Raw genomic sequence first — 26,803 nt, 5'->3', positions numbered from 1 at the left:
CCGGGGCGCCCCGCGCCCTCCGGATAACGTTTTCGTCACGGCGCGCGGTCCTTGCGTTCAACTCTTGCAGCCAAGAACGCTCGCTGTCACACTCAGGGCACCGCCGATGGGGGCGGTCCACTGTTGGAGGACGTTTCAATGAAGAAATCCACCACACGAGCGATGCTGGGCGTCAGCGCCCTGCTGCTCGCGATCACCACCCTGGCGGGCTGTTCCAACGGCGCGGACGCCGGGACCGGTTCCGGCGGAGGCGGCGGGGACGCGTCGAAGGCCAAGATCGGCCTGCTCCTGCCCGACTCCGTCACCGCCCGCTACGCCAGCGCCGACCGCCCGCTCTTCACCGCCGAGGTGAAGAAGCAGTGCAGCGGCTGCTCGGTCATCTACGCGAACGCCGACGGCGACGCGTCGAAGCAGCTGCAGCAGGCCCAGTCGATGCTCACGCAGGGCGTCAAGGTCCTGGTCCTCGACCCGTTCGACGGCGAGGCCGCAGCATCCATCGTCCAGCAGGCGAAGGCCAAGAAGGTGCCGGTGATCTCCTACGACCGGCTCATCAACAGCCCCGACCTGAGCTACTACATCTCGTTCGACAACGAGAAGGTCGGTGAGCTGCAGGGCCAGGCCCTGGTCGACGCCCTCAAGGCGAAGAAGGTCCCGGAGGGCTCGGGCATCATCATGGTGAACGGGTCCCCCACCGACAACAACGCCTCGCAGTTCAAGAAGGGTGCGCACTCGGTCATCGACGACAGCGGCTACAAGGTGCTCGCCGAGTACGACACACCCGGATGGGACCCCGCCAAGGCGCAGGACTGGGCAGCCGGCCAGATCAGCAAGCTCGGCAAGGACGAGATCACCGGCGTCTACGCGGCGAACGACGACACAGGCGGCGGCGTCATCGCGGCCCTGAAGTCGGCCGGTGTCACCGAGCTCCCGCCCGTCACCGGGCAGGACGCCTCGCTCGCGGGCATCCAGCGGATCCTCGCCGGTGAGCAGTACATGACCGTCTACAAGGCCTTCAAGCCCGAGGCGTCGAAGGCCGCCGACCTGGCGATCCAGTTCGCGAAGGGTGAGACGCCGAAGGGCGACACCACCGTCGACACCGCCGGGGGCGCCAGCGTCCAGTCGACGCTGCTCGACCCGGTCGCCGTCACCACGGACAACGTCCAGTCGACGGTCGTCAAGGACGGCCTGTACGAGGTGTCGAAGATCTGCACCGCGCAGTACAAGGCAGCCTGCGACAGCGCCGGCATCAAGTAGGTCCGACCCCCTCTGCCCGCCCGGTCCGACTGCGGACCGGGCGGGCCTCACCGATCGAGGACGACACCCGTGAGCACGACACCCGTGAGCAACGCGTCACCAGCAGCACACCCCTCCGCCGACCCGGTGATGTCCCTGCGCGGGATCACCAAGCGGTTCGGCGCCGTCCAGGCCCTCAGCGACATCGACTTCGACGTGTACCCGGGCGAGGTGGTCGCCATCGTCGGCGACAACGGCGCCGGCAAGTCGACGTTCGTGAAGATCCTCGCCGGGGTCTACACGCCCGACGGCGGCACGATCACCTTCGGCGGCGACGAGGTCAGCGTCCCGAACCCCGCGGCGGCCCAGACCCTCGGCATCGCCACGGTGTTCCAGGACCTCGCCCTCGCCGACAACCTCGACGTGGTCTCGAACCTGTTCCTCGGGCGCGAGATCGCCCACCCGTTCCTCGACGAAGAGGAGATGGAGCGCCGATCGTGGGAGCTCCTCCAGCAGCTCGCCGCCCGGATCCCGTCGGTACGGATCCCGATCGCGTCGCTGTCCGGTGGGCAGCGGCAGACCGTGGCGATCGCCCGCTCGCTGATCGGCGACCCGCAGGTGGTCGTCCTCGACGAGCCCACCGCCGCACTCGGTGTCGCACAGACCGCCGAGGTCCTGAACCTCGTCGAACGCCTGCGCGAGCGCGGACTCGGCGTCGTCCTCATCAGCCACAACCTCGCGGACGTGCAGGCCGTCGCCGACCGGGTCGCGGTCCTGCGACTCGGCCGCAACAACGGCACCTTCCGCATCGACGACGTCTCCTACGAGGAGATCATCGCGGCCATCACCGGCGCCACCGACAACGCCGTCACCCGTCGCGCCGCCGCCCGCACCGAGCAGGAGACCTCCGCATGAGCAAGACCGACGAGACCCTCACCGCAGCGACCCCGACGCCCTCGGCCGCGGACCTGCAGGACGAGCGGCTCCTGCGTGACGCCGGGCTCGGCGGCGCGGCGAAGGCGTTCGTCCGACGGGTCCGCGGCGGTGACATCGGCTCGCTGCCGGTGGTCGTCGGGCTCATCGTCATCTGGGCGGTGTTCCAGGCGCTCTCCCCCGACTTCCTGTCCCCGGGCAACCTGGTCAACCTCGCCCTGCAGTGCGCCGCGGTCGGCACCATCGCGATCGGCATCGTCCTCGTGCTGCTGCTCGGCGAGATCGACCTGTCCGTCGGCAGCGTCAGCGGACTCTCCGCCGCGATCCTCGGCCAGGGCCTCACGACGCTCGGCTGGCCGCTGTGGCTCGTGCTCACCGTCGCCCTGGCCGTCGGTGCCGCCGCAGGCCTGCTCTACGGCCTGCTGTTCACCCGCTTCGGGGTGCCGAGCTTCGTCATCACCCTCGCCGGTCTGCTCGGGTTCCTCGGGCTGCAGCTGCTCATCCTCGGGCCGAACGGCTCGATCAACCTGCCGTACGACTCGCCGATCGTGCAGTTCGCCTCGGCCTCGTACCTGCCGCCGTGGCTCGCGTACCTGCTCGCCGTCCTGGCCGCCGGCGGGCTCTTCTTCACCGAGGTCCGCCGTGCTGCCCGTCGCCGTCGTGCCGGACTGTCGACCGGAGCGATGTCCCTGACCGTCGTGAAGGCCGTCGCCCTGTTCCTCGGCCTCGCGCTGATGGTCTGGTACCTGTCGCGCGACTTCGGCACCGGCACCTCGTTCGTGTTCTTCGTCGTGCTGGTCGTGCTGATGAACTTCGTGCTGAAGCGCACCCGCTGGGGCCGCTCGGTCTTCGCGGTCGGCGGCAACGTCGAGGCCGCACGGCGCTCCGGCATCCGGGTGAACCGCATCTACATCTCGGTGTTCATGCTGACCTCGCTCTTCGCCACCGTCGGCGGCATCCTCGCCGCCGCCCGCCTGAACTCGGCGAGCCTGTCGTCCGGCGCCGGAGACACGAACCTCAACGCGATCGCCGCAGCCGTCATCGGCGGGACCAGCCTGTTCGGTGGCCGAGGCAGCGCCTGGTCGGCGCTGCTCGGCATCATCGTGATCCAGTCGATCTCGAACGGGCTCACCCTGCTGAGCCTCGACTCGTCGATCCGCTACATGATCACCGGCGCGGTCCTGCTGCTCGCCGTCATCATCGACTCGCTCTCGCGGCGCAGCCGCGCCAGTCACGGCGCGGCCTGAGCGGGGCTCTGGACCCCGCCACACCGACGGACAGGAGGCACGGTGCCAGCTGGCACCGTGCCTCCCGTCCGTCGCGGCGCGCGTCTCGGATCCGGAAGACGCCGTCGTGTTCCCCCGACGCCGCCCCGTGTGCGAGACGCCTCCGAAAACGGAGGCGTCTCGGCGACTGGGCGGCGTCTCGGCGCGCGCTACTTGCTCTTCGAACCCGAGGTCCCCGGCAGGCTGAGGATGTTGTCCGTGCCCTGCGGCACGACGATGAGCGAGCCGTTGTCGCCGGCGCTCTTGAGCGCCTCGATCTCGCGCTGCTTGAGGGCGGCGTCGGAGAGCGGGTGCTCGTTGAGGACCTCGTTGGCGTCGGCCTGACCCTGTGCCTCGGCGACCTGCTGCTGCGCCTGCACCTTCTTGGCGTCCAGGAGCGCGCGCTCCTTCGTGACCTGGATCTGCGCCTGCTGCGCGGTGGCGTAGGCGTCGATGACCGACTTCGGCGGCGTGATCTCCTGCAGGGCGAAGTTGTCGACGTGCACGCCCGAGCCCTTCCACCGCTTCTCGAGCGCCTGGATCATCGCCTTCTCGACGGTGCCGCGCTTGGTGATCAGCTCGATGGTGGTGAAGTCGTTCGGCACCTGGCGCACGACACTGCGCACCGAGTTGCCGATGAACTGCGTCTTGAAGTTCTCCTCGGTCTTGTACGACCGGTAGATGTCGGTGACCGACTTCGCGTCGATGCTGTACTGCAGGTTGAGGCTGACGTTCGACGAGACGCCGTCCTGGTCCTGCACCGTGACGTACGGGCCGGAGCGGACGTTGCCGTTGTTGTCCGAGTCGGAGCCGTTGACCGCGTTGATGTAGGTGACGGTCTGGTTGCGGATGTTGAACGTGTGCAGCGTGGCCCACGGCGCCTTGAAGTGGAACCCGGAGTCCGTGCTCTGCCCGACGATGTTGCCGGAGATGTCGACCTGCACCTTCGACTCACCCGTGTCCTGCGCGTACAGGGTGCTGCCGAGCGTGAGCCCGACGAACAGGACGCCGGCGGCGACCGCGGTCCACGTCGCGATGAGGTTCGGGCGGCGGGTCGGGACGGCGGGGCGTGCCTCGCGACCGGGTGTGGCCGGTCGTGCGGGGGTGGAGTAGGTGCGTGTTCGGAAGAAGAGCGCGACGAGCGCGATGACGAGGAAGACGATGGCGGCGACGAACATGACGATCACTCCTGGATGCTTGTCCGTGCAGTCTGCCGTACCCGGAGGGGTGCGGGGTCCGTGTCGTCTGGTGCGCGTGTCGCCTGGTGCGCGTGTCGTCTGGCGTCCGTGTCGTCTGGTGCGAGGTTGCGCACCTGGTGCGACCCTCGATGCCTCGCACCAGGAGTGCAACCTCGCACCGAGCGTGCATCCATCGACCCCGAGCCGCCCGCCCGGCCACGCGTCGGGGGTCAGACGTCAGTACTCCGCACGACGTGTCGCCTCGGCGAGGTCGCTCGGGTTCACCACCCCGGAACCTCGACCCGCACCGAACTGATCCGGCCGGCACGCGTCTGCGCCGTCACGGCCGGGTCGTAGCTGTCGGCGGTCGCCAGGTAGAGGGTGCGACCGTCCTCGCCGCCGAGCGCACAGTCGATCGCGCAGTCCCCGGGTGCGTCGATGCGGTCCGTCACCTCGCCGCCCTCGACGACCCGCAGGAACTCCCCCGTGTCGACCGAGCAGACCCAGATCGCGCCGTCACGGTCGACGGTGCTGCCGTCCGGGGTCACGCCGCCGGGCAGGGCTGCCCACTCGCGACGTCCGGTCAGTGAGCCGTCGTCCTCGATGTCGAAGGCGGTGAGGCGGCCACCCCACGTCTCGCTGACCACCAGGGTCCGGGTGCCGGGCAGGATGTTGGCGCTGTTCGGGAACACCAGGCCCTCGGCGGCGAGGCGGACCGAGCCGTCAGGGTCGATCACGTAGAGCGGGCCGGGGCGCAGTTCCTCGCCCGCGTACAGGTCGTAGCCGAAGGCACCGATGTAGGTCCGGCCGGTCTGGGCGTCGACGACCAGGTCGTTCACGAGCGACGACTCGATCGTGGACAGGTCGGCGAACACCGAGGTGCTGCCGTCCGGGTCGACGGCGACGACCGTGCGGGACTCCATCGAGCTGACGATCAACCGCCCGTCGGCGAGCCACCCGAGCCCCGACGACTGCCCGTCGACGGTGGCCTCGAGCCGGGGGCCGTCGGTCGAGGACGGGTCGACCGAGAACACCTCGCCGGTGTGCATGTCCGAGTACCAGAGCCGCCCGTCGTGCCAGCGGTTCCCCTCCGGGAAACGGATGCCGGAGATGACGATGTCGGTTGCGGAGTCCAGGGTGATGTGCACGGACCCAGCCTGCCAGCGGGACCGGGACGCTGCCCGGACGGATGCCGTGACGGCGGCCTAGGGTCGTCCCATGCCGGGTCGTCACCTCATGCACCACCTGGGCGTCTTCGCCAGCGACTTCGCCGCGAGCGACGCGTTCTACACCGCCGCCCTCGCGCCCCTCGGCATCGGAGTGGGCTACCGCACGGATGCCGTCGCCGAGTTCTGGCAGCACGGGGACGACACCCCGAGCGTCTCGCTCGAGACCGCCCGGACCCCCGAGGCGACGACGCGCGGACTCCACCTGGCGTTCGAGGCCGGGTCACGGAGCGAGGTCGACGCCTTCCACCGCGAAGCCGTCGCCGCCGGCGGGGTGTCACGGCACGAGCCGCGCTACTGGCCGGAGTACGGCGCGTACACCGCGTTCGTGTCCGACCCGGACGGCAACAACGTCGAGGCCCTGATCAAGGAGACCGGTGTCTGAGCCGGCGGCTGCGGAACGGTCACCGACGGACGAACGGCACGACGCATCTGGCACGATCGACCCATGCCCCTCGACGGAACTCCCCTGCACCGGATCGGCTTCCTGACGATCGGGTCGTTCGACCCCGCACGACCGTCCGAGGGCCACGAGGACACCCTGCGCGTGATCGAGCGCGCCGAGGCCCTGGGCTTCGACAGCGCCTGGCTGCGCCACCGGCACCTGCAGCACGGCATCTCCTCCCCCGTCGCGGTGCTGGCCGCCGCCTCGCAGCGCACCTCGCGCATCGACCTGGGCACCGCCGTCACCCCGATCGGCGCGGAGAACCCGTTCCGCCTCGCGGAGGACCTCAGCACGGTCGACGTCCTGCTCGGCGGCCGCCTGAACCCGGGGTTCTCGGTCGGCACCCCGATGAACTTCGACCTGTACCGCGACGCGATCTACCCCGACACCCTGGAGCACGAGGACCTCGGCAACGACCGGCTCCTGCGCTTCCGTGCCCTGGTGCGCGGTGACCCGGTGACGGCCACCGAGACCGTCGAACGCCGCGGCATCGAAGAGTTCGCGAGCACCGTCCAGCCGCACAGCGCCGGCCTGGCCGAACGGATCTGGTACGGCACCGGCAGCACGAAGTCGGCCGTCTGGGCGGGTGAGAACGGCTTCCACCTGCTCACCTCGAGCGTCACCCGCAGCGAGAACGGCACGGACTTCGCCACGAACCAGCGCGCTCAGATCGACGCCTACCTCGACGTCCACCCCGACCCCGCTGGCGCCCGCGTCTCGCAGGGCCTGGTCGTCATCCCGACCGACACCGCGACCGCCGAGCAAGAGGCCCGCTACCGCGCCTACGTCGACAGCCGCTCGGGTCGCGTCGGCGTGCCGCAGGGCCCCGCCGGGATGCTCTTCGCCGCCGACCTGGTGGGCACGTCGGCCGAGATCGCGGACCGGCTCCGTGCCGACGTCGGCTACCAGGCGGTCACCGAGGTCGCCTTCGCACTCCCGTTCTCGTTCGAGCCCGACGACTACGCCCAGATCATCACGGACATCGCCGAGCGGCTGGGTCCGGAACTCGGCTGGGCGCCGGAGCGCGCGGTCTGAGAACGGCGCCAGAACGGCGGACGGGAGGCACAGTGCCAGCTGGCACTGTGCCTCCCGTCCGCCGTTGACCCGCGCCCAGGGCGCGCTCACGGCGCCAGATCAGTCCTGCTGGTCCGCCTCCACCGCGTCCCGCAGCCGGTCGAGCACGTCCGGCACCGCTGAGCGCACCCGGCTCCAGCTCGGGATGAACGGCTTGTCGTTCGGCCGCGCCGTGAAGGCGCCGCCGGCATCGAGGATCGCCTTGGTGAAGAGCTCCACCGCGGCTTCCTCGGCGTGCTGGTCGAACGTGAGCCCGCTCATCTCGGCTTCGTGCCGGTACACCTCGACGATGTCGAGCGCGTTCCGGTAGTACGTCGCCTTGAGCACGCGGAACGAGTCGGACGTGAGTGGGACGCCCATGGTCGCGAGCTTCCGGAGCAGCGACTGCACGATGTCGTTGCCCATCCGGGCGAGGCCGCCGGTGCCGTCGGCCTCGGCGAGGGGCTGGTGCTTGTGGTCGTACGCGTCGGCGATCTCCACCTGGCACACCTGCCGGGTCGCGTAGTCGCGGTACACCTCGGAGAGCATGCCGATCTCGAGTCCCCAGTCGCCGGGGATCTTCAGGCCGTTCAGCACGTGGGCGCGCATCGCGAACTCGCCGGACAGCGGGTACCGGAAGCTGCTCAGGTACTCCAGGTACTCGGACTCCCCGTAGACCTGGCGGAGCGAGCGGAGCAGCGGCCCGACGAGCAGCCGCGCGGCGCGGCCGTTGATCCGACCGTCGGCGACGCGGGCGTAGTAGCCCTTCGAGAACTCGTAGTCGAACGCGGGGTTCGCGACCGGGTAGAACAGCCGCGCGAGCATGCCCCGCTCGTACGTGGTGATGTCGCAGTCGTGCAGGGCGATGCAGTCCGCTCGCTCCGACGCCAGGGCGTACCCGGTGCAGTACCAGACGTTCCGGCCCTTGCCCGGCTCCCCCGGCGCCAGTCCCGCGCGCTCCAGTTCGGCGTCGAGCTCGCGCAGCCGCGGCCCGTCGTTCCACAGGATGCGGTGCCGCTGCGGCAGCCGCGAGAAGAACTCGCGGGCGTGCTCGAACTGGGAGCGGTCGGCCCGGTCGAGCCCGATCACGATCTCGCTGAGCCAGTCGGCCTCGGCCAGCTCGTCGACGATCCGCGACAGGGCCGGACGCTCGAGCTCGGAGTACAGCGCCGGCAGGATCAGGCTCATCGGGCGTTTCTCGGCGAAGCCCCGCAGGTCCTCCTCGAGGCTCGCGGTGCTGCGGCGACCGAGGTCGTGGAACGTCGTGATGACGCCGTTCTGGTGGAAGTCGCTCATCGGTGGCTCCTGACGGACGGGGTGGTGAACCGGGTGAGGCCCTCGGTCCAGCCTTGCGGGCCGGGGGCGGTCGTGCGGTGGACGCGCTCGGGGCGGTCGTCGGCGAGTGGTCCGGGTGCCGGGCCGTGCCCGCGGACCACGACGGCGAAGTCGACCGCGTCGAGCAACGCGGTGTCGTTCGGGCCGTCACCGAGTCCGATCGTGCGCGGGGTGGTCCCCGTCCGACGCTCGCGGTCGGCGATCAGCGTCCGGACCGCCGCACCCTTGTCGCGGCCCGCCGGCAGCACGTGCCAGAACCGGCCGCCCCGCACCAGGTCGAGGCCGACCGCGGCGAGCGCCGCGCGGAACGCGTCGGCCCGGTCGTCGTCCTCGGCGTGCCAGAGCAGCACCTCGGACGCCTCGCGCTGCTGCGCGCGTCCGGCCGCTTCGAGGTCGAGGCCGGTCCACGCGGCGACGACCGCGTCGGTCACGCCGCCGAAGGTCTCGAACCGCAGATGCAGTGCCCGGCGGACGCGAGCGAGTTCGGCGTGCAGCCGCTCGAGGTCGCCGTCGACCGGTCCGACCAGCACCTCGCCCGCCGATCCGACCACGACCGCGCCGTTCTCCGCCACGAACGCGTGCCCGTCGAGCCCGGTGCGCGCCTGCAGCGCCGTGATCTCGGCACGCGTCTTGCTGCTGCAGAACACCACGGGGACGTCGTCCGCCCGCAGCTGTTCCAGCATCGGCAGGGCCGCGTCGAACGAGTAGTCGTGGTGGTCGAGGAACGTCCCGTCGAGGTCCGTGACGATCATCAGGTCGGGTGTTGGCATCGTGCTCCGCTGGCGGCTGGCTGGGCTGCGGGCGACGATGCCCCGGACCACCCTGCCACGCGCATGCGTCGGTTGGGTGAACAAGCCGGCGTCGGTCGCGCGACGCGACCAGCGGACGGACTGGAGGCACGGTGCCAGCTGGCACCGCGCCTCCAGTCCGTCGTCACGCACGCTCAGAGCCAGTGCCGCCGCTTGAACACCGCCCACAGCACGACCGCCAGCAGGACCATCGCGACGATCGCCGCCGGGTACCCCCACGCCCACCGCAGCTCGGGCATGTGCTCGAAGTTCATGCCGTAGATCGACGCCACCAACGTCGGGGCGAACAGGATCGCCGCCCACGACGAGATCTTCTTCACCTCTTCGCCCTGCTCCATCGACGCCCGAGCCAGCCGCCGGCTCTCCTCCCCCTGTGCCAGGCTCGCGCTGGTCATCCGGCGCATCGCGTCGTTCTGCTCCTGCGTCACCAGGGTCGAGTGCAGCGTGAGGGCGTTCTCGAGCAGCGTCCGGAACGTGTCCACCCGCTCGGTGACGCGGATCGCGTGGTCGAGGACGTTCCGCAGCTGGTTCTGCACCTCGGTGTCCGTGCCGTACTTCTCGGCACCCCGCAGCAACGCGTTGAGCATCCCGGGCAGCGGGCCGATGGCACGCTGGAACCCGATGACCTCGCTGAGCAGCTGGTAGATCCGCCGCGAGGACGCCGGGTCGACGTCGCCGTCGAACAGGTCGTCCTCGATGTCGTCGATGTCGTCCTGCAGCCCGGCGACGACCGGGGCGTAGCTGTCGATGACCTCGTCGAGGACCGCGCAGAGCACCGCCTCGGACCCGCGCCCCAGGGCGTCCGGGTCGGCTTCGAGTCGCTTCCGCACGTCGGCGAGGTTCGGCCGTTCCGCCTGCCGGACGGTGACGACGAAGTCGCGCCCGGTGAACAGGTGCACCTCACCGAACTCGACCGTCTCCTCGTCCTCGTCGTACCAGGCGGGTCGCAGCACCACGAACAGGGTGTCGCCGTACCGCTCGAGCTTCGCCCGCTGGTGCCCCTTGTGCGCGTCCTCGACGGCGAGCGGGTGCAGCCCGAACTCGTCGGCGACGGAGGCCAGTTCGTTGGCGGTCGGTCGGAACAGCCCGATCCAGGCCATCGCGCCCCTCCCGGCGGCGTCGAGCGCTTCGTACGTGCGCCCGAGGTCCGCGGGCGAGTCCGTCCGCGTTCCGTTGACGTAGATGCCGTTGTCGATGAGGGCCACCGGTGTCCTCCTGGTTCCGTGGTGCGTGCGGGCAACCTGCCGAGCATGCCGGACCGCCGACGGCGCGAGCGCTTCCCTGACGGACCCCTCACGCTGCGCGCCGGATTCCTGTCGGAGTCCTGACACGCCCTGGGCGCGACCCCGGGACGGACGGGAGGCACGGTGCCGGCTGGCACCGCGCCTCCAGTCCGTCAGCCGTTGCGTTCAGAACCGCCGGCAGCCGGATCCGCTCGTTGCGTTCAGGGGACGTCCTCGCCGAAGGCGAGCAGCGTCCACGGCTCCAGGTCGTGCATCCCGACGCTGGTCTCCCGCTCGGTACGATCCGGCCGGAACTCCCGCTTGACGTAGTCGACGAGATCATCGCCGTAGATGACCACGTCCGTCTGGTACACCGAGAAGACGGGCGCCCTGCTGCCGACCGGCGCGGCAGGCAGGTAGCGGTGCGAGTACAACGGCACCAGCTGCGGCCACTGCAGCAGGTGCCGCTCGGCCACCTCGAGACGCTGCGACTCATCGCTGGGTCGCTCGCCCCACGACCCGGGCCAGAAGGCGTCGTGACGGACGTCGAACAGGACACCCTCGACCGGCCACCGGATCGCCCGTCGCAGCCGTTCGTCGTTCCGAGCGCGCCAGTCGAACCAGCCGTCCCCGCTCGGCACTGCGAGGGAAAGCAGGGCTCGGTGGTCCGCGCCGAACCGGACGCCGTACCGACGCTCGGCCCGGGCCAGTTCCCGTTCGGACAACCCGCGTTCGATCGCAACGCCGAACGTCCGGAGGAGTTCGACGGTCAGGGCTGCAGACACCCCCGCAGCCTAGGCGGACGGATGCGAGCCCCACGAGCACGTGGCAGACGAGACGGCGTGGATCTGACGGAACCCTCGGCACGGCAGCGAGGATGGCCAGGTGAATCGCACCGATCGGCTCTACGGCCTCGTGGAGGAGTTGCGCGCCGCCTCCCCGCAACCGCGGAGCGCGCGACGTCTCGCGGAGCGGTTCGAGGTGTCGGTCCGGACCATCGAACGGGACATCTCCGCGTTGCAGCAGTCGGGTGTGCCCATCTGGGCGGAGCCCGGCCGGACGGGTGGGTACGTCATCGACGCGTCCGCGACGCTCGGTCCGGCGGGCTTCACGCCGGATGAAGCCCTCGCGGTGCTGATCGGGCTCGGCTCGCTGGGGCGCAGTCCGTTCCGGCACGCGGCGCACACCGCGGCCAGGAAGACGCTCGCGGTGATGCCCGCCGGCGATGCCGCACGAGCCAGCGCGCTGGCCTCCCGGGTGCACTTCCTGGAGGACGACGAGGACACGGTCGTCCCGGCCGAGTTCGCGGCGGCCCTGCGCGCGGATCGAGTCGTGCGACTCCGGTACCGGGACGCCGACGGAGCGGAGTCCGTCCGGGACGTCGAACCGCTGGGGTCGATCGGGAAGGACGGTCAGTGGTACCTGATCGCCTGGTGCCGGATGCGCGACGGGGTGCGGGCGTTCCGGGGCGACCGGATGCTGTCCGTCGAGGTCACCGACGAGCGGCCCGCGCAGCGCGTCCTGCGATCCGAGGACCTCGCGATCCAGTACGGACGACTCCGGCCGGTCCTCGACGAGTAGCTGCGCCGTCGGTTTCCGGAAACACCGACAGGACGGTGTCGCGACGGCCGGAGATGCTGGTCGCTCCGAGTCAGCAGCACCACCGTGAGGAACCCCATGTCGTTCGCATCCGTCCGCATCATCACCGACGACCTCGAAGGCATGGTCGCCTTCTACGAGCGGATCACCCGCCAGCCGGCCGAGCGCCCCGCACCGGTCTTCGCGCAGTTCAGCGGCACGGGTGGGACCCTCGCGATCGCCAGCACCGCCACGGTCGCCATGCTCGGCGGCGCGCTGACGCCCGCGACGAACCGTTCCGTGCTCATCGAGTTCGAGGTCGCCGACGTCGACGGCGAGTTCGCCGGACTGCAGCTCAGCAGCGACGACGTCGTCCTCGAACCGACCACGATGCCGTGGGGCAACCGCTCCGCACTGGTCCGCGACCCGGACGGCAACGTCGTCAACCTGTTCAGCAGGCCCGCCGCCGCCGGCTAGACCGCGTTGCTCAGGCGGCGGCGGCGTTCGCCGACGAGCGGCACTCCTCCGGCGGCCGCCCCGCGACGGACTCCGCCGCGATGTCGCGGAGCCGCGCGAGGCGGTCGTGGGTGGCACCGAGGGCCTCGATCTGGCGTCGGATGCGATCGCTCTCCTCGTCGAAGTGGTCGAGCATCGTCCGCGTCGCGACCCCGGTGTCGAGGAAGGGCAGGATCTCGACGATCCGACGACTCGGCATGCCCGCCGCGTAGAGCATCTGCATGAAGCGCACCCGCGCGACATCGGGCTCGCGGTACTCCCGGTGTCCGCCCGTGGTCCGCTCGGACTCGAGGAGGCCCTGTTCCTCGTAGTACCGCAGCGACCGGACGCTGACGCCGGCCCGTTCTGCGAGTTCACCGATCCGCATCGTTCTGTCCCTCGGGCTTGATTCTCACGTCAACGTCAGGTTCTACCGTAGCGGCATGAACCTCTCTGGAGCCACTGCCCTCGTCACCGGCACGAACCGCGGTATCGGTCGCCACCTCGCCGCGCAGCTGATCGCACGCGGGGCGAAGGTCTACGCCACCGCCCGACGCCCCGAACTGATCGACCTCGAGGGCGTCGAGCGCCTCGCCCTCGACATCACCTCCCCCGCGTCGGTCGCAGCGGCCGCCGCGGTCGCCGCCGACGTCGATCTCCTGGTCAACAACGCCGGGATCGCGACCACGGCGACCCTGCTGGGCGATCTGGACGCAGCGCACGCCGACATGGACACGAACGTCTGGGGCACCCTGTCCGTGATCCGTGCGTTCGCGCCGGTCCTGGCGGCGAACGGCGGTGGGGGCATCGTGAACATCGCCTCGGGTGCCTCGTGGCTCGCGATGCCCGGAGCCTCCGCCTACGCGGTGTCGAAGGCCGCCCTGTGGAACATGGGCAACGCGTTGCGTCACGAGCTGGCCGGCCAAGGAACCACGGTGATGTCCGTGCACCTCGGAGTGGCCGACACCGACATGACCGCGGGGATCTCGATGGCCAAGACCGACCCGGCGGACGTGGCGCGCGCGACCCTGGACGGGGTCGAGCGCGACGACTACGAGGTCGTCGTCGACGAGCAGACCGCGTTGATCAAGCAGATGCTCGCCGGCCGCCCCGAGGAGCTGTACGCCGTGGTGGCGCAGATGCTCGCGTCGTAGGAGCCGGCTTCACGCAGCCTTCGGCACGGCCGCCAGCGTGCGGCCGTGTCGTGCTGCCTGCTCTTCGGCACGGACCCGCAGCTCGTCGGCCAGCTCCGTGAACTGGTCGAGGGCGGGGTTCACCCCGACGAGCGTGAACTCACGCGTCACCACGTCGAGGTCGAGCTGCCAGACGTCCTCCAGGATGCGGCGCATCCAAGCCGTGGCGTGGTCCCAGCCCTCCCTGGGTGTGCCGGCGGAGTAGTTGCCGCCCTGCACCGTCACGAGGACGGCCGGCTTGCCCGCGGTCGCGGGCACGGCGCCGGGTGCCATCCGCGGGTCGGTCAGGACGAGGTCGACGTAGGACTTGAAGTGCTGCGAGACGCCGAAGTTGTAGAGCGGCACGGCGAACAGCAGCGCGTCGGCATCGGCGAGCTCGTCGGTCAGCTCGGCGGCCAGGGCGACCGCGGCGACCTGGGCCGCCGTGCGCTCGAACTCGGGCGTCGCGGAGGCGGCGACGGCGTTCGCCCAGCTGTCGGCGGGCACGGGATCGGTGCCGACGTGACGGCGGGTCACCTCGGAGCCCGCATGCACGGCACTCCACTCGGTCTCGACGATGTCGCCGAGTGCTCGGCTGGTGGAGCCGTCGGTGCGGATGCTGGCGTCCAGGCGGAACAGGGTCATGACACTCCTTCGATCGTTCCCGGGTCGACGACCCGGGCTTCGGTTACGATGGGTAACCCTGCCCGCCGGGTTCCCGTTACCGCAAACGATCCCCTGTTACCCGGCAGTAACCACGGGAGACACCATGCCGGACCAGACCGCGCTGGAGACGTTGCAGGCCCGGCTCCACCAGTCGATGCCCACGATGGCCGAGCTGTGCACGAGCGAGGACCCGGAACTCTTCCGGTCGCTGCTGTCCCGGATGGGCGACAAGTGGACGCTGTTGGTGATCGGGGTGCTCGGCGACGAGCGGCGGCGGTTCACCGAGCTCTCCGAGGTCATCCCCGGCATCTCACGCCGAATGCTGACCGTGACGCTGCGCGCACTCGAGCGCGACGGGCTCGTCTCGCGGACGGTCCACGCCGAGGTGCCGCCCCGCGTCGAGTACGAGCTCACCAACCTCGGACGGTCGCTGCAGTACGTGGCGCTCGCCCTCGCCGACTGGGTACGGGAACACCAGCAGGTGATGGCCGGCAACCGGCAGGTCTTCGACGGCGACGGTGACGCCCGAGATCGATGACGACGGCGGCGCTCGCGCGCGACAGGCGACCGACTACCGGGACGGCCTGGTCGTGAGTTCGGCCACCTCGACGATCGCATCGTCCGGCATCTCGGGGTAGTAGTTCTCACGGAGCTGCTGGCCGAAGCGCCGCATGTCCGTCTCCGGCGGCTGATGCGCCTGTTCTGCCGTGAGGGTGTCGAGCCGGTACCGGTGCACGGCGGTGATCGTGCCAGCCACTGGTTCGGCGGTCGGGTGATCGTCGAAGACGAACGTCGCCGCGCCGACCTGCACAGACTCGTTCCACCGGACGGTGGTGACCTTCTCGCCGCTGATGATCGCTTCGTGGTGCTTCTGGTGGAAGTGGACGGTCCCTGAGGCTGTGTCGGACATGCTCCCAGCTTGCCGCACGTCACGCGCGGTGAGCGCGCCCCGTCCCGCGCTGAGGACTCAGCGATCGAGGAGGACCGGCAACTCGCGATCGGTCTCGGCGACCTGGGTGAGCTTCATGGCGACAGGTCGGAGCGGCCGTGACATCAACACCTTGTTCAGGAGCCCGCGGAGCGCGAGCGCGAGTCGGGACTGCGGGTACGCCAGAGCCTTGAGCCCACGAGGGAGGTCCTGCACATCATCGACCAGCGGGCGCATCCATGTCTCGTAAGCAGTCAGCGCTGCCGCCTGGTCCTTCGTCGCGTCTGCGAGCTCTGCGGCCAGGACGTACCCGGCGGTGAGCGCGAGTGAGGCACCGCCGCCACCCATCGGCGTGACGCACCATCCGGCGTCACCGGCCATCACGACGTGGCCGCGGTGCCAGGTCCGCATCCGGATCTGCTGGAGCTGGTCGATGTAGACGTCCGGGGACGTGTCGAGCGCGTCCAGGACCCGCGGCGCCTCCCACCCGACTCCGTCGTACCTGCGCCGCACCGCCGCGAGTGTCTGCTCACGAGTCAGGCCGATGACGTCGTCCCCGGGAGAGTAGGCGAGGATCGCGCGGGTGGTGCCGTACGGGTCGGGTCGCAGGTGGACTTGGCGTCCGCGAACGGCGTTGTGCCACCGCCAACGGTCGTCATCGCCGTCGGTCCGCGGGATGGTCCCGAACACCATGGTGACGTCGAGGTCACGCTGGTCGACGTCGTCCTCATCGAAGACCATGCCACGAGTCCGGGACCGCACACCCTCGGCGATGACGAACAGGTCCGCGCTCAGGCACTGCCCCTTCGCGGTCGTCACGGTGACTCCCGCAGCGTCGTCGGCGACGTCCGACACGGTGTCCCCGTAGATGAAGGAGACGCCGGCCGGCAGGCTGTCGAGGATCGTCCGAGCGAGGTCGCCGCGCAGGATCTCGAGTTCCGCGGTCGCACCGCCAGCCCCGTCGGAGGGGAGTTCGGCAGTGACGGCCCCGCGCCCGTCGACGAGGACGGTGCCCGTCTCGGTGGTGTTCCGTGCCTTCACGGCGTCGAACAAGCCCATCTTGCGAAGCACGTCGCGCGCGACGCCTCGGACGTCGACGTTCTGTCCGCCGTCACGGAACGCAGCGGCGCGTTCGATGACGGTCACGTCCCATCCGGTCCGTCGGAGCCAGTAGGCGGTCGAGAGGCCAGCAATACTGGCTCCTGAGATGACAGCGGTGCGGTTTGCCATGGTGTTCCTCCGTTGTGAGCTTTACAATAAAGATACTACACAGTAAAGGAATCTGATGGACGACGTGTTCGAGATGGAGTGGAACGCACCCCAGGTCGAGGCGATGGAAGCGCTCCAGACGTGGGCCGTGGCGTTCGCCGAACTCAACCAGCTGATGTCCTCGTGGCTCGACCTGCCGACCACGGATGCGAACGCCCTCGGACAGGTGCTCTGGGCCGACTCGTCCGGGGACCCGCTGTCGCCGGCACGACTCGGGCAGAGGATCGGTATGACCTCCGGCTCCGTGACGGTGCTGCTGAACCGCTTGGAAGCGGCGGGCCTGCTCACACGCAGCCGCGAGCACACCGACCGGCGCCGGGTGACGCTCCGTCCGACACCGGCGGCACGGGAACGCGCGCGGGCGTTCACGGAGCGGTCGACCGCCGAGATCGCTGCCGCCCTGCAACAGGTACCTGCAGCGGAGCTCGAGCACCACGCCGCGTTCATCCGCCGCATGGTCGATGCCGCGTCGGACGCCGCGGACCGGCTCCGCGGATAGACGCCATCGCGGTTGCCCGGCCGACCACCGGGGGTCTCGTTGGCCGATCGGCCACCAGGACAGGGACGCGTCGTGCGAACTGCCTTGTTCACCGGCGCCGTCGTCGTGGCGATGTGCTCACCACTCAGGACGATCGCCGTTCGGTAACGGATCAACCGCCGAACGAGCCTGCCAGCGACTCAGGTTCGCTTCGTCCGGTCACGCTCGGAACGGGCAGACCCGTGGAGTGCGAAGCCGATCGCTCCGACGCTCGCAGCCAGCAACCCCATCGTCGCGATGACCAGCCCTCCGGCCACGAGCCCGACGTACTGGACGCCCGCACCGAGGAGCGCCATCACGAGCCCCGCGACCAGAGCCCCGAGGCCGAACGCAAGGCCGAACACACGAGGCGGAATGCGAGGGAACATGCGTCCATCTAACTCTCGACTCTCCGCGATCCGCGCGCGCTGGCGAAGTGACGTCCGTGCCCGGATGTGGCGGCCACCCCGGTCCGTCGCCGGCTGCGCTCCGGACCTCCTCGACGACGACCGCGGGTCACGCCCGATCACTCGACCTCGGTGCGGTCTCGACTGGAGAACTCGGCGAACTCCTTTCGTTTCGCCGCGAGCGAGCCAGGTTCGAGCTCGCTGCCCTTTTGTGTTGAGGTCTGGGCCGAACAGCCGCAGGATCCCCGGGCCACTCGGCCCGCTGGTCTCGAGTGACACCGCGAACAGCGTCGGTGACGGAGCTCGGGTGGCGATCTGCCAATCGTCCTCGGTCTGCATCCATGCACCTTGCCAACGGACGCCGCTGCCGCCCGAGGCTGAGCGCGCATCACCGTAGCGATCAGCGCATGTCCTCGCCGAACCCGAGCAGCATCCACGGTTCCAGGTCGCTCACTCCCCCGATGCGCATCTGCGACAACGGGTGGGCTCTCGAGGGCGTTCAACGGTGACCGTTCAGCCGAGTGCCGGCGGGAGCGCCCCGATCTGCCCGAGGATGCTGAGCACGTCCGGCTGACCGACCTCGTCGACGATCAGTCCCTCGTCGAAACGGTAGAAGTTGCTCGCGTTCGCGACCACCGTCCTCCCCGTAGCGGGGACACCGAGGAACTCGCCGTCGTGCGTGCCGCGGAGTTCGAAACGTGCTGCGACCGTGTCGCCCTCGACGACGATCCGGTCGATGCTCCACTGGATGTCAGAGAACGCGCCCCGCATGATCGTCAGGATTTGCAGGTACCCCGGCAGCCCGCGCAGCGGCTCGGGCGAGAACGGCGTCAAGAACGCCGCCTCCGGTGCGATGACCGTCTCACCGATGGACGGGTCGGCGCTGTTGATGAAGTCGACGAATCGCAGGAACGAGAGGCGTGTGTCTGTGGTCATGGGCAACTACTTTACATAGCAAGTAGATGCCGTAGAGTCGAAGCATGAGCACGGAACTCGCCCCCCTCCCTGGAATCGACGCCGCGGATGACCGGACCGGGCGAGCGGCGCGTCTGCACGAGTACTTCGCCGCGCTGGTGCGGCACGAGACCGACGTGTGGAACGCGGTCGAGAAGCGGATGCGGGGCGAGGGTGTGCTGAGCCTGGCCCGACTGGAAGTGTTGCGGATCGTCCAGGCGGCCCCATCGGGCGCCCGGGTGCAGGACGTCGCGACCGGCGTCGGGACGTCGATCGCTGCAGCCAGTCGCTTGCTCGACCGGCTCGCCGCCGATGGTTTCCTCGAGCGTTCGACGGACCCGGACGATCGGCGCAGTGTCCGCAGTGTGCTCTCACCCCAGGGGAGAGACGCCTTCGCCCTCGCGGACGAGCGGTTCGACCAAGCGCTGGACGCCGTGCTCTCGGATGCCGATGCCACGGCGATCGCAGACGGCATCGCGGCACTCGAGCGCCTGCAGTCGACGTTGGAGGCAAGGCGATGACGGCGACCATGCGGGCCGTCGTGATCGACGCACCCGGTGGCCCCGACGTGTTGCACCTCCGTGAGCTGCCGATCCCGATCCCAGGCCCGGGCCAGGTGCTGATCCGTGTGGAAGCGTTCGGGCTCAACCGGTCCGAGCTGCACTTCCGCCGCGGCATGGGCCATTTCGGGACCTTCCCACGGGTGCCCGGGATCGAAGCCGTCGGGACCGTGGAGGCAGCCCCAGGTGGAGAGTTCCCCGCCGGTACCCAAGTGGCCGGGCTGATGGGCGGGATGGGTCGCGACTTCGACGGGGGCTACGCCGAGTACACCGTCGTTCCGGCCAGCAGCGTCGTGCCGTTCCGGAGCAGCCTCGACTGGTCCCTGCTCGGCGCCGTCCCCGAGATGCTGCAGACCGCACACGGTTCGCTCACCGTGGGCGTCGGTGCCCGCCGGGGCGACACGATCCTGATCCGCGGTGGCACGTCGTCGATCGGCCTGGCGTGCATCGTGCTGGCGAAGCAGCAGGGCATGACCGTCATTGCCACCACTCGCAACCCGGACCGCACGGAGCGACTGCACACCACTGGTGCGGACCACGTCGTGGTGGACTCGGGCAGGATCGCCGAGACGGTCCGTCGAATCGTGCCGGACGGCGTCAACGGAGCGGTCGAGTTGATCGGCACCGACACGCTGCCCGACACGCTCCGGGCGACAGCCGTCCACGGCACCGTGTCGTTCAGCGGGATGCTCTCCGACGTCTGGACCATCCCCGACTTCTACCCGATGGCGGTGATCCCCAACGGGGTGCGCCTCACCGCGTACTCCGGCGAAGCGAGCGACCTGCCGGCATCGGTGCTGCAGGCGTTCCTCGACACCGTCGCAGCCGGCACCGTGCAGGTCCCGATCGCGAAGGTGTACCCGCTCGAGGGGATCGTGCAGGCCCACCGCGACATGGAGGACGGGACCCGGTCAGGCAAGCTCGTCGTCACCATCCGATGATGGGTACGGGCTCTCCGGAACCCCGCTCTCGGGGTGGAACCCGTTCGTCCTCGACAAGGGCGCCAGCCAGTGCAAGGAAGGAAGGTCTGATGTCTCCTCGCAGCTACAAGATCACCTTGGCCGTCCTCGGCCTGGTCAGTCTCTTGCTCGTGCCGTTCTTGGTGCAGGGCGCCCTGCCGGCGATGTACGGCACGGTCGCACTCGTCGTGGTCGTCGCCTGGCTGCTCTACGGCGTCGTCAGCTCGAAGCTGACCCGACGATCCGGGCACCGCTAGGCAGGTCCCACGCGCGCCGCCGTGCCCGGCAGCACCGTCCGGTCACCCCCAGGTCAAGGGCTGTTCACCCGCTGCCGCTACCTCTGCTTGTCGGACCGCCGCCCGAGGGTCCCGATACCGGAGGACCCATGAACACCCGCACCGCGCTGTCCTGCATCGCCGTCGCTGCCCTCGCCTCGCTGATGCTCGGAGCACCGGCGCACGCCGCCGAGGCCAGCTTCACCAGCAGCAAGCAGCCGTACATCGCCCCCAGCCAGTCGGACATCGACGCCTACTCGCCGGCACCGACGGGCTACGCACCCGTCGCCACGGAGTCGGTCGCCCGCCACGGATCCCGGGGGCTCTCCGCGTACAAGTACGACGCGCTGCTGCACCGTCTCGCCGCGACCGCGCAGGCCGAGAACGGGTTCCTGACGCCGGAGATCGGGAAGGAGTTCTCCGCGAACCTCGATGCCATCACCGCGGCGAACGTCGCGAACGGCTACGGCATGCTCACCGGTCAGGGTGCCGCCCAGCACCAGGGCATCGGAGCGCGAGCCGCGCAGCGCAACAAGCAGCTGTTCGCAGCTGCGGCGAAGACGGGCGGGCGAGTGGTCGCCGAGACGTCGGGTGAGTCTCGCGCCACGGAGTCGGGCGAGAACTTCTTGCGGGGCTTCGGGGCCGCGGGCGTCAAGCTCGAACCGCGGCCTGATCTGCTCTACTTCCACGACGTCGAGAACCCGGACGGCACCGAGAAGGCCGAAGGGTCGCCCGAGCGCCAGCGCGCCCAGGCGTACGAGGACTACGTCGCCGCGCAGACCGGTGACGGCGGCACGATCGCCGCAGCCTTGCAGTACATCGAGGCGAAGCCGCGCTCGGTCGAGGCGGCGCAGGACCTGCTCTCCGGCATCTTCACGCCCGGGTTCATCGCCGCGATCGGCACGGACAAGGCACACACCTGGTACAACACCGCCGATGGTTCCAAGGGCGGCGCGGTAGCGTGTGCGCCCGGTGCCGACACGAAGGCCGATCCCGATGCCTGCGGCGATCCGAAGAAGTCGATCAAGAGCACCGTCGACGCGGCGATGTCGCTGTACAACCTGTACATCATCGCGGCGGACATGCAACAGGAGAACGTCGCTCCGCACGCGTTCGACTTCGCCCAGTACTTCGCTGGCCGGCCGGCGGATGCCGAGTGGTTCGCGTACCTGCTCGACGCCGAGGACTTCTACGAGAAGGGCCCGAGCCTCGCTGGGCACGACGAGACCTACTCGATCGCCGAGCCCCTGCTCGACGACTTCTTCGCCACGATCGACGCCCGCGTCGCTGGTGGTGACGTGGTCGCGACCTTCCGCTTCGCGCACGCCGAGACGATCATCCCGTTCGCAGCGCTGCTGCGTCTGCCGGGTTCCACCGTCGCCGCGCCCGACAACGCTGCTCCGGCATCGGATGCCGACGTCTACGACGACGCCACCAACCCGTGGCGAGGCTCCGAGGTGACGCCGATGGCGGCGAACGTGCAGTGGGACGTCGTGTCGCGAGCGGGCATCGACCCCGCTACCGGAGCGACCTACACGCCGCTCGTGCGCATGCTCTACAACGAGCGGGAGATCGCGTTCGCCTCCGGTTGCCGTGCAGTCGCCGCAGGGTCGCACTGGGTGAAGGAGACCGAGCTCAAGCACTGCCTGACCGGCACGGCGATGACCGAGAGCCCGCTGATCGCTGCAGCCACGCCAGAACCGACCGCGACGCCCACCGCGGAGCCCGCGCCGACCCCGACCGTGACACCGGCGACCCAGGGTGCCGGCACACCGACGACCCCGGCGACGGCGACGGGAACGCTGGCCGCGACCGGAGCGGAGTCGCCTGTCGGACCGGCGTTGCTCGCGACACTGCTCCTGATGGCCGGTGCCGGGACCCTGGTGCTGCGTCGCCGGCGTCGTCACACCGAGTGACACCGACGCGGAGTCGCGGCTTCTCGACATGACCAGCCGGTACCGGCGCCCCGCGTCAGCGGGGTGACGGACGACTGGAGGCACGGCGCCAGCTGGCACCGGGCCTCCAGTCCGTCAGCGGCTCGAGCCCACGGCCGCGCACGACGCGACCACGCCGCTCACCGGAGCGGCGCACGCCGCGAAACGCGCCGACCCCCGGCTGCCCCTTCCTCGGAAGCCGTCCTGGTCGTATGGTTTACAGCGTTGTAAACGGGCCGCCGCAGGGACGGCCCGCTGGTCACGGCCGTTGCACGGCCCGATGGACGACGACGTCCACGAGGAGCACCCACTTGCGCCCCATCTCCTTCCGATCCCGAGGGCTGCGCCGTGCGCTGTCGTCGGGCATCGTCGCTGCGACCGCCCTCGGCATGCTCGGGATCGCCGCGATCCCTGCCGCCGCGGACCCCGCAGCCGACCGCACCGTCGTCTCGGGCCAGGCCCGGTTCGAGGTGCTCTCCCCCACCCTGATCCGCACCGAGTACGCGGGTGACTCGCAGTTCACCGACGGCAGCACCTTCAACGTCATCGGCCGCGACGACTTCGCACCCACGACGTTCACGAAGACCGAGCGGGACGGCTGGCTGACCCTCGACACGGGCGCGATGACCGTCCGGTACAAGGAGGGCTCGGGGGCCTTCACGCAGGACACTCTGCAGACCACAGTGACCACGGCGTCCGGGCAGCGGGTCACCGGCACGCCGTGGGTGTCGACGCCGACCCCCTCGTGCACGATCGGGTCGCTCTGCGAGGCCGAGACGCTCGGGCTCACCGGCCTGTCCCTCGCGACGGACCACGCGGGCTTCACCGGGGCCGGGTTCGCCGCGGGCTTCGAGTCCGTCGGCAACGCGATGACCTTCACGACCACGGCGGCACGTGCCGGCTCGTACGACCTCGCCCTGCGCTACGCGAACTCGCAGGGCGGCGACGGCCAGGTCGCCACCCGCACCCTCAGCGTGAGGGTCGACGGCGGTGCCGCGAAGACGATCCGGCTCGCACCCGGCGCGAACTGGGACGACTGGAAGACCACCGCTGCCACGACGCTCGACCTGACGGCGGGCGAGCACCGCGTGCGCATCGAACGCACCGCGGACGACTCCGGCCGGGTGAACGTCGACAGCCTGGCCCTGGTCCGCACCGGCGCCGCCTACCCGGCACCGTCGACCACGATCACCGGCGAGGACTGCGCGTTCGGCACCGTGTGCCAGGCCGAGGACTCGGCACGCACCGCTCCGGCGACGACCGCCACGAACCACAACGGCTTCGCCGGGGACGGCTTCGTCGCCGGGTTCGAGCGTGCCGGGGCGCAGCTGACGACCCACGTCACCGGGGTGCCGGCCGCGGGCGACTACGCCCTGCAGGTCCGCTACGCCAACGGCTCCGCCGGGGCGCCGACGCTCACCGCGGCCCCGACCGGTCAGCAGTCGACCACTGCGCCGCTCCCGAAGACGAGCGGCTGGGACTACTGGAACACCGCCACCGTGCCGGTGCACCTGGCCGCTGGCACGAACGACGTCGTGATCGGGTGCCCGACCGTGGCGGACAACTGCAACGTGAACTTCGACACCGTCGCCGTGGTCGACACCGCGTCGCCGGTCCTCGCCGCACATGCACCGCTCGGCGGGTACCGACGCGACCTCGACACCGCCAACGGATCGGTGAAGACGAACCCGGGTCTGCTCTACCAGGACGGCTGGTCGCTCCTCGACGACAGCGCCTCGGCGCTGTACGACCAGGCGACCGACACCGTCACCCCCGCCGGCGACCACGGCGGCGAGCGCTACCAGGACGGCTACGTCTTCGGGTACGGCAGCGACTACCGTCACGCCCTGCAGGAGCTCGCCGTCCTGACCGGTCCGACGAAGCTGCTCCCCCGCTGGGCGTACGGCGTCTGGTACTCCGAGTACTACGACCGCTCGCAGGCCGACTACCTGGCGATCGCGAAGCAGATCGACGACGAGGACGTCCCCGTCGACGTCATGGCGATCGACACCGACTACAAGATCGGCAGCCCTACCAACCAGGGCGACAGCAAGTGGAACGGCTGGTCGGTCGACCCGTCCCGGATCCCGGACATGACCAGTCTGCTCGCCGACTGGCACGCCGAGGGCATCCACAACACCCTCAACATCCACCCGTCGATCTCGAGCCAGGACCCGCAGTTCGCGAAGGCCCAGGCCACCGCGAAGGGCAAGCTCACCAAGGGCGACGGCGACCGGTACCTGTTCGACTGGTCCGACCCCGACCAGCTGAAGGCCTACTTCGACCTGCACACCTCGCTGCAGCCGAAGGGCGTCGACATGTGGTGGCTCGACTGGTGCTGCAGCGAGAACTCGAAGTACTCCGCGAACGGCGTCACCCCCGACGCGTTCATCAACCAGCAGTACGCGAAGTACACGGACCAGGCGCTCGGCGGCCGGGGGCTCGCGTTCTCGCGGGCGTACGGCTCGCTGACGGCCGGTGGCTACGGCAACCCGCAGGCGGTCCCGACCGGCCCGTGGGCGGACAAGCGCACGACCGTGCACTTCACCGGCGACACCACGTCGTCGTGGGACATGCTCCTCGCCGAGGTCGGCTACACCCCCGGTGAGTCCGCCGCGACCGGCCTGGCCTCGGTCAGCCACGACATCGGTGGCCACAACGGTGCGCAGTACGGCATCGAGGGCGCCGAGGAGGGCACGACCCAGCTGCCCGAGGACCTCTACGCCCGCTGGGTGCAGCTCGGCACCTTCCAGCCGATCGACCGTCTGCACAGCAACCACAGCGACCGACTGCCGTGGCAGTACCCGGCCGCTGCCGAGGCGTCGGCGAAGCGGTTCCTGAACCTCCGCGAGGCCCTGGTCCCCCTGACCTACACGCTCGCCGCCCAGGCGACCGAGACGGGCACCCCGATCCTGCAGCCGCTCTACCTGCAGTACCCCGAGGCGCAGGAGTCCTACGCCCAGGCCGGCTCGGAGTACCTGTACGGCCCGGACGTGCTCGTCGCCCCGGTCACCACCGCGAACGACGACTCCGGCAAGGCGACCCGCTCCGTCTGGTTCCCGGCCGGCAGCTCGTGGACCGACTGGTTCACCGGTGAGACGCACGCCGGAGGCACCACCGCCGACGTGACGACCGACCTGAACAGCATGCCGGTGTTCGTGAAGAGCGGCGGCATCGTCCCCACCCGCTCGGAGCAGGTCGGGAACGACGCCGCACCGCTCGACGCCGTCACCCTGACGGTGGCGACCGGAGCGAACGGTTCGTTCGACCTGCACGAAGACGCCGGCGAGGACAGCGCTGCGAACGGCGCCGCGAAGTCGAGCGCGATGACCACGGCGACAGCGTCCGCGAAGGCCGCGGCGGGCAGCGCCTCCACCGCCGTCCGCTACACGCAGCAGGCGACCGGCGGCTCGCTCGCCATCGCCCCCGCCGACGGTTCCTTCGCCGGCCAGGTGCGGGACCGCTCGTGGACGGCGACGTTCACGAACGCTGACCGCCCCCGCACCGTCACCATCGACGACCGGGTGATCGCGGACACCGCCTGGACCTACGACGCCACCACGCGCACCATCAGCGTGCCGGTCGACGAACGGTCCGTGACGAAGCGCACGGTCGTCGCCTTCAGCAGCAAGGCCGCGGCGACCCCGGTCCTGCGGGTCGAGTCGCCTCGGGTGGACGCGGGCGACACGCAGACCGTGACCGGCGCCGGGTTCCCGGCGGACACCGACGTGGCTCTGGCGACCGCGCCACGCATCGGTGGTGCCACCGCGCACACCGACGCGAGTGGTGCGTTCTCGACCGACCTGCGGGTGCCGGGCACCGCGTCCGGTCGGGTGACCGTCACCGCGTCGGTCGACGGTGTGGCCCTGGCTCGGGCTGCTTTCACCGTGGTGGCTGCGGCTGCTCCGGTGCCGACCACGTCGCCGGGTGCGGGCACGCCGGGCAGCGGCGCTCCGACGCCGGGTGACAGCGGATCCGGTGCACCGGGCGCGGCAGCGCCGGGCAACGGCGGCGCGGATGCGGGCAGCGCCCCGGGCGGCGCACTGGCCTGGACGGGCGCGAACCTGCTCCCCCTCGGGCTGTTGGCGGCGGCACTGCTCGCGGCCGGTGGACTCGTGTGGACGCTGCGGAGCCGGCGCCGCCGCGCGCGTGCCTGAGCCCGCCTGAGCGGTCACCCGTCACGGGCGGATGACGGACGGGAGGTGGGCCCCACCAGCCGGTACCGGCGCACCGCGCCAGCGGGGTGACGGCCGTGCCTGGAGGGACGTGGCCAGCTGGCACCGGGCCTCCCGTCCGTCCGTGGTCGCGCTGCAGATCCCCAATCGCCGGACCGCGATGCGGCTGCGGCTGCGGCGGCGGGCATCACCCGCTCGCTCGCGTGGGCCGCGT

The 26,803-nt window shown here is 70.3% G+C and carries 27 protein-coding genes; 15 read left to right on the top strand and 12 right to left on the bottom strand.

Annotated features, from left to right (window positions below):
* Positions 1-138 precede the first annotated feature (138 nt).
* The 3 genes from ORG17_RS05925 to ORG17_RS05915 all read left to right on the top strand — a co-directional run bounded on the left by ORG17_RS05925 (position 139) and on the right by ORG17_RS05915 (position 3,413).
* A complete protein-coding gene (locus tag ORG17_RS05925) occupies positions 139-1,254 on the top strand; it encodes a sugar ABC transporter substrate-binding protein (RefSeq protein WP_071246748.1) in 1,116 nt (371 codons plus the stop codon).
* Positions 1,255-1,383: 129 nt separating this feature from the next.
* Complete coding sequence (locus ORG17_RS05920; RefSeq protein ID WP_110864792.1) at positions 1,384-2,148, top strand: ATP-binding cassette domain-containing protein; 765 nt, start codon at positions 1,384-1,386, stop codon at positions 2,146-2,148.
* On the top strand, positions 2,145-3,413 hold the full coding sequence (locus ORG17_RS05915) for a sugar ABC transporter permease (protein ID WP_214526454.1): 1,269 nt from the start codon (positions 2,145-2,147) through the stop codon (positions 3,411-3,413). Before ORG17_RS05920 ends, ORG17_RS05915 begins: the two co-directional genes overlap by 4 nt.
* 188 nt (positions 3,414-3,601) lie before the next feature.
* Here ORG17_RS05915 and ORG17_RS05910 read toward each other — a convergent pair whose 3' ends face one another.
* A complete protein-coding gene (locus ORG17_RS05910; protein ID WP_250892204.1) occupies positions 3,602-4,609 on the bottom strand; it encodes an SPFH domain-containing protein in 1,008 nt (335 codons plus the stop codon).
* Between the two features lie 281 nt (positions 4,610-4,890).
* On the bottom strand, positions 4,891-5,757 hold the full coding sequence (locus ORG17_RS05905) for an SMP-30/gluconolactonase/LRE family protein (RefSeq protein ID WP_176708483.1): 867 nt from the start codon (positions 5,755-5,757) through the stop codon (positions 4,891-4,893).
* 70 nt (positions 5,758-5,827) lie between these two features.
* Between ORG17_RS05905 and ORG17_RS05900 the strand changes: the two genes are divergently transcribed.
* Positions 5,828-6,220, top strand: coding sequence for a VOC family protein (locus ORG17_RS05900; protein ID WP_214526455.1), 393 nt, complete (start codon positions 5,828-5,830; stop codon positions 6,218-6,220).
* Between the two features lie 63 nt (positions 6,221-6,283).
* Positions 6,284-7,315, top strand: a complete 1,032-nt coding sequence (locus tag ORG17_RS05895; RefSeq protein WP_214526456.1) for an LLM class flavin-dependent oxidoreductase — start codon at positions 6,284-6,286, stop codon at positions 7,313-7,315.
* Positions 7,316-7,414: 99 nt separating this feature from the next.
* Here the strand turns inward: ORG17_RS05895 and ORG17_RS05890 are convergent, their stop codons facing one another.
* The 4 genes from ORG17_RS05890 to ORG17_RS05875 form a co-directional block, all read right to left on the bottom strand.
* Positions 7,415-8,629 carry a glycosyltransferase family protein gene (locus ORG17_RS05890; RefSeq protein ID WP_214526457.1) on the bottom strand — a complete coding sequence of 405 codons (1,215 nt, stop codon included), beginning with the start codon at positions 8,627-8,629 and terminating at the stop codon, positions 7,415-7,417.
* Positions 8,626-9,438 (bottom strand): HAD-IIB family hydrolase, encoded by an 813-nt coding sequence (locus ORG17_RS05885; RefSeq protein WP_214526458.1) that lies wholly within the window; start codon positions 9,436-9,438, stop codon positions 8,626-8,628. The genes ORG17_RS05890 and ORG17_RS05885 overlap by 4 nt, the downstream gene beginning before the upstream one ends.
* Before the next feature lie 173 nt (positions 9,439-9,611).
* Entirely contained in the window at positions 9,612-10,682 is a 1,071-nt protein-coding gene (locus ORG17_RS05880) for a magnesium and cobalt transport protein CorA (protein WP_214526459.1), read from the bottom strand.
* A 239-nt stretch (positions 10,683-10,921) separates the two neighbouring features.
* The gene (locus ORG17_RS05875) at positions 10,922-11,485 is read right to left on the bottom strand and encodes a hypothetical protein (RefSeq protein ID WP_214526460.1); all 564 of its coding nucleotides are present in this window, start codon (positions 11,483-11,485) and stop codon (positions 10,922-10,924) included.
* A gap of 100 nt (positions 11,486-11,585) precedes the next feature.
* On the opposite strand from ORG17_RS05875, the gene ORG17_RS05870 reads away from it, so the two are divergent.
* Positions 11,586-12,281 carry a helix-turn-helix transcriptional regulator gene (locus ORG17_RS05870; protein WP_214526461.1) on the top strand — a complete coding sequence of 232 codons (696 nt, stop codon included), beginning with the start codon at positions 11,586-11,588 and terminating at the stop codon, positions 12,279-12,281.
* Between the two features lie 96 nt (positions 12,282-12,377).
* Positions 12,378-12,755, top strand: a complete 378-nt coding sequence (locus tag ORG17_RS05865; RefSeq protein WP_214526462.1) for a VOC family protein — start codon at positions 12,378-12,380, stop codon at positions 12,753-12,755.
* A gap of 10 nt (positions 12,756-12,765) precedes the next feature.
* Here the strand turns inward: ORG17_RS05865 and ORG17_RS05860 are convergent, their stop codons facing one another.
* Positions 12,766-13,161 carry a MerR family transcriptional regulator gene (locus ORG17_RS05860; protein ID WP_027464801.1) on the bottom strand — a complete coding sequence of 132 codons (396 nt, stop codon included), beginning with the start codon at positions 13,159-13,161 and terminating at the stop codon, positions 12,766-12,768.
* Between the two features lie 55 nt (positions 13,162-13,216).
* On the opposite strand from ORG17_RS05860, the gene ORG17_RS05855 reads away from it, so the two are divergent.
* Positions 13,217-13,927 (top strand): SDR family oxidoreductase, encoded by a 711-nt coding sequence (locus ORG17_RS05855; protein WP_214526463.1) that lies wholly within the window; start codon positions 13,217-13,219, stop codon positions 13,925-13,927.
* A gap of 9 nt (positions 13,928-13,936) precedes the next feature.
* On the opposite strand, the gene ORG17_RS05850 is transcribed toward ORG17_RS05855, so the two are convergent.
* Entirely contained in the window at positions 13,937-14,590 is a 654-nt protein-coding gene (locus tag ORG17_RS05850) for an FMN-dependent NADH-azoreductase (protein WP_214526464.1), read from the bottom strand.
* Positions 14,591-14,714: 124 nt separating this feature from the next.
* Here ORG17_RS05850 and ORG17_RS05845 point away from each other — a divergent pair, with 124 nt between their 5' ends.
* Complete coding sequence (locus ORG17_RS05845; RefSeq protein WP_307859265.1) at positions 14,715-15,149, top strand: winged helix-turn-helix transcriptional regulator; 435 nt, start codon at positions 14,715-14,717, stop codon at positions 15,147-15,149.
* A 33-nt stretch (positions 15,150-15,182) separates the two neighbouring features.
* Here the strand turns inward: ORG17_RS05845 and ORG17_RS05840 are convergent, their stop codons facing one another.
* The gene (locus ORG17_RS05840; protein WP_214526465.1) at positions 15,183-15,521 is read right to left on the bottom strand and encodes an ASCH domain-containing protein; all 339 of its coding nucleotides are present in this window, start codon (positions 15,519-15,521) and stop codon (positions 15,183-15,185) included.
* 57 nt (positions 15,522-15,578) lie between these two features.
* Entirely contained in the window at positions 15,579-16,769 is a 1,191-nt protein-coding gene (locus ORG17_RS05835) for an FAD-dependent monooxygenase (RefSeq protein WP_214526466.1), read from the bottom strand.
* Between the two features lie 55 nt (positions 16,770-16,824).
* Here ORG17_RS05835 and ORG17_RS05830 point away from each other — a divergent pair, with 55 nt between their 5' ends.
* On the top strand, positions 16,825-17,307 hold the full coding sequence (locus tag ORG17_RS05830) for a MarR family winged helix-turn-helix transcriptional regulator (RefSeq protein ID WP_214526467.1): 483 nt from the start codon (positions 16,825-16,827) through the stop codon (positions 17,305-17,307).
* A 179-nt stretch (positions 17,308-17,486) separates the two neighbouring features.
* Here the strand turns inward: ORG17_RS05830 and ORG17_RS05825 are convergent, their stop codons facing one another.
* Positions 17,487-17,714, bottom strand: coding sequence for a hypothetical protein (locus ORG17_RS05825; protein WP_214526468.1), 228 nt, complete (start codon positions 17,712-17,714; stop codon positions 17,487-17,489).
* A 531-nt stretch (positions 17,715-18,245) separates the two neighbouring features.
* Positions 18,246-18,668, bottom strand: coding sequence for an ester cyclase (locus tag ORG17_RS05820; RefSeq protein WP_110864774.1), 423 nt, complete (start codon positions 18,666-18,668; stop codon positions 18,246-18,248).
* A 44-nt stretch (positions 18,669-18,712) separates the two neighbouring features.
* Between ORG17_RS05820 and ORG17_RS05815 the strand changes: the two genes are divergently transcribed.
* From ORG17_RS05815 to ORG17_RS05795, 5 genes are all read left to right on the top strand, one after another.
* A complete protein-coding gene (locus ORG17_RS05815; RefSeq protein ID WP_111046573.1) occupies positions 18,713-19,207 on the top strand; it encodes a MarR family transcriptional regulator in 495 nt (164 codons plus the stop codon).
* Positions 19,204-20,187, top strand: coding sequence for a zinc-binding alcohol dehydrogenase family protein (locus ORG17_RS05810; protein WP_214526469.1), 984 nt, complete (start codon positions 19,204-19,206; stop codon positions 20,185-20,187). Before ORG17_RS05815 ends, ORG17_RS05810 begins: the two co-directional genes overlap by 4 nt.
* Positions 20,188-20,276: 89 nt before the next feature.
* Positions 20,277-20,462: a hypothetical protein gene (locus tag ORG17_RS05805; protein ID WP_214526470.1), complete on the top strand. Its 186-nt coding sequence runs from the start codon at positions 20,277-20,279 to the stop codon at positions 20,460-20,462.
* 128 nt (positions 20,463-20,590) lie between these two features.
* Entirely contained in the window at positions 20,591-22,396 is a 1,806-nt protein-coding gene (locus ORG17_RS05800) for a histidine-type phosphatase (RefSeq protein WP_214526471.1), read from the top strand.
* 329 nt (positions 22,397-22,725) lie between these two features.
* On the top strand, positions 22,726-26,571 hold the full coding sequence (locus tag ORG17_RS05795) for a TIM-barrel domain-containing protein (RefSeq protein ID WP_214526472.1): 3,846 nt from the start codon (positions 22,726-22,728) through the stop codon (positions 26,569-26,571).
* Positions 26,572-26,803 lie beyond the last annotated feature (232 nt).

It is taken from the genome of Curtobacterium flaccumfaciens pv. betae, from assembly GCF_026241855.1.
GTDB classification, from domain to species: Bacteria; Actinomycetota; Actinomycetes; order Actinomycetales; family Microbacteriaceae; genus Curtobacterium; species Curtobacterium flaccumfaciens.
This window is presented reverse-complemented; position numbering and strand designations above follow the sequence as displayed.

Bases quoted from the DNA above. Each gene is read 5' to 3' on its own strand.
- ORG17_RS05925 (WP_071246748.1), top strand. From the start codon at position 139: ATGAAGAAATCCACCACACGAGCGATGCTGGGCGTCAGCGCCCTGCTG.
- ORG17_RS05920 (WP_110864792.1), top strand. From the start codon at position 1,384: ATGTCCCTGCGCGGGATCACCAAGCGGTTCGGCGCCGTCCAGGCCCTC.
- ORG17_RS05915 (WP_214526454.1), top strand. From the start codon at position 2,145: ATGAGCAAGACCGACGAGACCCTCACCGCAGCGACCCCGACGCCCTCG.
- ORG17_RS05910 (WP_250892204.1), bottom strand. From the start codon at position 4,609: ATGTTCGTCGCCGCCATCGTCTTCCTCGTCATCGCGCTCGTCGCGCTC.
- ORG17_RS05900 (WP_214526455.1), top strand. From the start codon at position 5,828: ATGCCGGGTCGTCACCTCATGCACCACCTGGGCGTCTTCGCCAGCGAC.
- ORG17_RS05895 (WP_214526456.1), top strand. From the start codon at position 6,284: ATGCCCCTCGACGGAACTCCCCTGCACCGGATCGGCTTCCTGACGATC.
- ORG17_RS05890 (WP_214526457.1), bottom strand. From the start codon at position 8,629: ATGAGCGACTTCCACCAGAACGGCGTCATCACGACGTTCCACGACCTC.
- ORG17_RS05885 (WP_214526458.1), bottom strand. From the start codon at position 9,438: ATGCCAACACCCGACCTGATGATCGTCACGGACCTCGACGGGACGTTC.
- ORG17_RS05865 (WP_214526462.1), top strand. From the start codon at position 12,378: ATGTCGTTCGCATCCGTCCGCATCATCACCGACGACCTCGAAGGCATG.
- ORG17_RS05860 (WP_027464801.1), bottom strand. From the start codon at position 13,161: ATGCGGATCGGTGAACTCGCAGAACGGGCCGGCGTCAGCGTCCGGTCG.
- ORG17_RS05855 (WP_214526463.1), top strand. From the start codon at position 13,217: ATGAACCTCTCTGGAGCCACTGCCCTCGTCACCGGCACGAACCGCGGT.
- ORG17_RS05850 (WP_214526464.1), bottom strand. From the start codon at position 14,590: ATGACCCTGTTCCGCCTGGACGCCAGCATCCGCACCGACGGCTCCACC.
- ORG17_RS05845 (WP_307859265.1), top strand. From the start codon at position 14,715: ATGCCGGACCAGACCGCGCTGGAGACGTTGCAGGCCCGGCTCCACCAG.
- ORG17_RS05840 (WP_214526465.1), bottom strand. From the start codon at position 15,521: ATGTCCGACACAGCCTCAGGGACCGTCCACTTCCACCAGAAGCACCAC.
- ORG17_RS05835 (WP_214526466.1), bottom strand. From the start codon at position 16,769: ATGGCAAACCGCACCGCTGTCATCTCAGGAGCCAGTATTGCTGGCCTC.
- ORG17_RS05830 (WP_214526467.1), top strand. From the start codon at position 16,825: ATGGACGACGTGTTCGAGATGGAGTGGAACGCACCCCAGGTCGAGGCG.
- ORG17_RS05825 (WP_214526468.1), bottom strand. From the start codon at position 17,714: ATGTTCCCTCGCATTCCGCCTCGTGTGTTCGGCCTTGCGTTCGGCCTC.
- ORG17_RS05820 (WP_110864774.1), bottom strand. From the start codon at position 18,668: ATGACCACAGACACACGCCTCTCGTTCCTGCGATTCGTCGACTTCATC.
- ORG17_RS05815 (WP_111046573.1), top strand. From the start codon at position 18,713: ATGAGCACGGAACTCGCCCCCCTCCCTGGAATCGACGCCGCGGATGAC.
- ORG17_RS05810 (WP_214526469.1), top strand. From the start codon at position 19,204: ATGACGGCGACCATGCGGGCCGTCGTGATCGACGCACCCGGTGGCCCC.
- ORG17_RS05805 (WP_214526470.1), top strand. From the start codon at position 20,277: ATGTCTCCTCGCAGCTACAAGATCACCTTGGCCGTCCTCGGCCTGGTC.
- ORG17_RS05800 (WP_214526471.1), top strand. From the start codon at position 20,591: ATGAACACCCGCACCGCGCTGTCCTGCATCGCCGTCGCTGCCCTCGCC.